Source organism: Ureibacillus chungkukjangi (assembly GCF_003217295.1).
In the GTDB taxonomy this organism is placed as follows: Bacteria; Bacillota; Bacilli; order Bacillales_A; family Planococcaceae; genus Ureibacillus; species Ureibacillus chungkukjangi.
Genome location: NZ_QJTJ01000065.1, coordinates 1 through 2,632, shown reverse-complemented (window position 1 = coordinate 2,632; position 2,632 = coordinate 1). Strand labels below are relative to the sequence as shown.

General features: G+C 34.0%; 2 protein-coding genes. Both read right to left on the bottom strand.

Features of this window, described 5'->3' with window-relative positions; translation table 11 throughout:
- Positions 1-368: 368 nt before the first annotated feature.
- The gene (locus BJ095_RS18685; protein WP_107937873.1) at positions 369-1,337 is read right to left on the bottom strand and encodes an NAD(P)-dependent alcohol dehydrogenase; all 969 of its coding nucleotides are present in this window, start codon (positions 1,335-1,337) and stop codon (positions 369-371) included.
- A 199-nt stretch (positions 1,338-1,536) separates the two neighbouring features.
- Complete coding sequence (locus BJ095_RS18680) at positions 1,537-2,124, bottom strand: Crp/Fnr family transcriptional regulator (RefSeq protein ID WP_107937874.1); 588 nt, start codon at positions 2,122-2,124, stop codon at positions 1,537-1,539.
- Between the last annotated feature and the right edge of the window lie 508 nt (positions 2,125-2,632).

Below are 2,632 nucleotides of genomic sequence, written 5' to 3'. Positions count from 1 at the left end.
AATTATATCTTAATTAACCTAATTAAAAAAGCTACCTACTAGCATGTAGTCTATTAAAATTACCGTTATAAATGTTAAAGCATTACAGAAACAATCGGGCCATTTTATGGAATAACTTATTTTTATAAAAGATTACCTTACAATGGTTAAAAATTTCCCAAAAACCATACTTAATAGGAACCACACCTATATAATTAAACCCACCTGTACCAATTTGTTGCCACATATACTCCACACATTGTGAAGCGGTTGATTGGTTGGAGTTAGTATAATAGTGAAATAAAAAGCAGAAGATTTAGTATTGTCGTTACCGACTTCTAATTTGCCGTCTGCTTTTTATTGAAGGATAAAGTAAGGTAAGCACCCCGTTATATAGTAAGCACCACTTTACCTTGGGCGTGCCCTTCCTGAAAATAGTTGAACGCCTCAGTTATTTCACTTAACTTAAAACCTTTATCAATAATTGGTTTTACTTTACTGCTTTCAAGTAATTCTTTTACAGCATGTAAGTCTTTTTGATTTGCTCTTTGCAATAGGCTGCTTATTTTCTTGCTTCCAGTCATTGAAATAAATGGTCCAAGTAATAATGTTTGATAAAGTTGAGCCTCGGAACCACCTACGTGAACGAAATTCCCATTTTGTTTTAGTACACTTTTATATGCTGAAAGGGAATTAGAACCATTCACGCCAAGAACCAAATCATAACAGTCCTTATGTTGAGCAAAATCCTCTTTTGTATAATCAATGATGTGATCGGCTCCAATCGAACGCAATATTTCTACGTTGCGTGTACTACATATGCCCGTTACTTCAGCACCGAATGCTTTAGCTATTTGTACCGCAAACGTACCAACGCCTCCAGATGCACCATAGATTAATACTTTATGTCCCGCTTTAATTTTACCTTTATCACGGAGTCCCTGTAAGGCAGTCACACCAGCCATAGGTACAGCAGCTGCTTCCTCAAAGGAGATATTGTTTGGCTTTAAGGCTAAAGTGTTTTCGGGGACTGTTACATATTCAGCAAACCCACCCCAGCCACACACAGAAAGGTCTCCAAATACTTCATCTCCTACTTTGAATAGCTTAACGTTTTTCCCCACGGCTTCAACGGTACCAGCTATGTCACCTCCTGGAATTGAGTATTTTGGTTTCGTTAGTCCGAAGGCGAATCGGGCTAAGAAGGGTTTGCCTTTCAAAAGAACTAAGTTCCCAAAGTTTAAAGATGCTGCATGAACCTTTACCAATAATTGATTTTCGGTAGGGAAAGGTTTTTCCACCTCTTTTAACTCAAGTACATCGGGTGAACCATATTTCTTACAAACAATCGCTTTCATAAAATCCCCCTCTAAATGAATATCTTTGGTAGTTAAATATTAACAAGGGGATAAACACCATTCATTGACTTAAGTTAATTTAAGAAGGTCTTTTAAAATTTTTCACAAAGAAAAAGGGGAGATTTGGTTCATAATGTTTGGCGAGTTGGTTTTTAGTGCATAGTCGCTGCTTAAGAGGTGAAATGTGAGGGCAGCTATTTTAATAATTACTTTTTTTAATTCGCTTTTTTATTCTACTTAATGACTCTGGAGTAATGCCAAGATAACTAGCCAATTGATGTTGAGGTACACGGTCGATTAAATGGGGGCGTTGCCTTAAAACGGTTTTGTATCGTTCTTCAGGAGAAGAGCTGATAAACCCGCCGAATTGTTCTTGCATTTCACCAATGTTGATCTCCATCATTTTTCGTATCATCATTTCAAGTTGTGGGTATTTGTTAAACATCATATTTTCAGTAGCAACATCACCAACAACTATTATGCAATTCTCGACACACACCAAGAAATACTTTGCCAAATCACCTTGAGTTTTTTCATTGATAACTGGAATAGCTTGTTCTTCAGTATAAAAATTTGATGTGACTTCTTTACCCGATTCATCTATAAAAAATTGCCTAACACAGCCCTCTAATACGAAATAACATTTGATGGAGGAAAGTTCACCTTGTCTAAGAAGGTATTTACCTTTTTTATATTCCTCAATTCGTAAACTTTCAGATATTGCTCGCTGTTCATCTTCGCTCATTAAAGTAAATTCAGACATATATTTTAAAAGTATATCAGTCATAGATTCTCTCCCTTTCTAATTAAGGCAATTTAAATGTATCTTAATCATTTCAACACTTTTATCATTTCTCCTTTAATAGATAAAAATAATAGAAATAGTACTTAAATTATTATGCACGATTATAATAAGTAATTATTTTACAATTTAACTAACGAGGTACTTTAAAAGAAAGGATTTATAAAGCATATAAATACTTATCTAATAACATTCAAAAATTTAAATTTAGGAATTAAAGAGGTTAGGTTTTACGATTGTAGGACCTAGCCAATTACTTAATTCCATCAGCACCAATGTGTTGCCACATACAGTAAATACATTGGGTATTTGACAATATAGTCTACACAAAACTTTTAATGTTGTAAAAGTTTTGGGGGAATAATCTTGATTATTATTTTGAATCTAATAATCTGTTGTTCAATGTAGTGTAGTGCTTTAATTTAAAAATTTTTAATTGGATACAGAGTAAAATCCCTGCTTTCAATATAAAAGTAGGGATTTTTGGCGTTTT

What these genes read in the sequence shown, in the direction of transcription:
- BJ095_RS18685 (WP_107937873.1), bottom strand. Translation starts at nt 1,337, where the DNA reads ATGAAAGCGATTGTTTGTAAGAAATATGGTTCACCCGATGTACTTGAG.
- BJ095_RS18680 (WP_107937874.1), bottom strand. Translation starts at nt 2,124, where the DNA reads ATGACTGATATACTTTTAAAATATATGTCTGAATTTACTTTAATGAGC.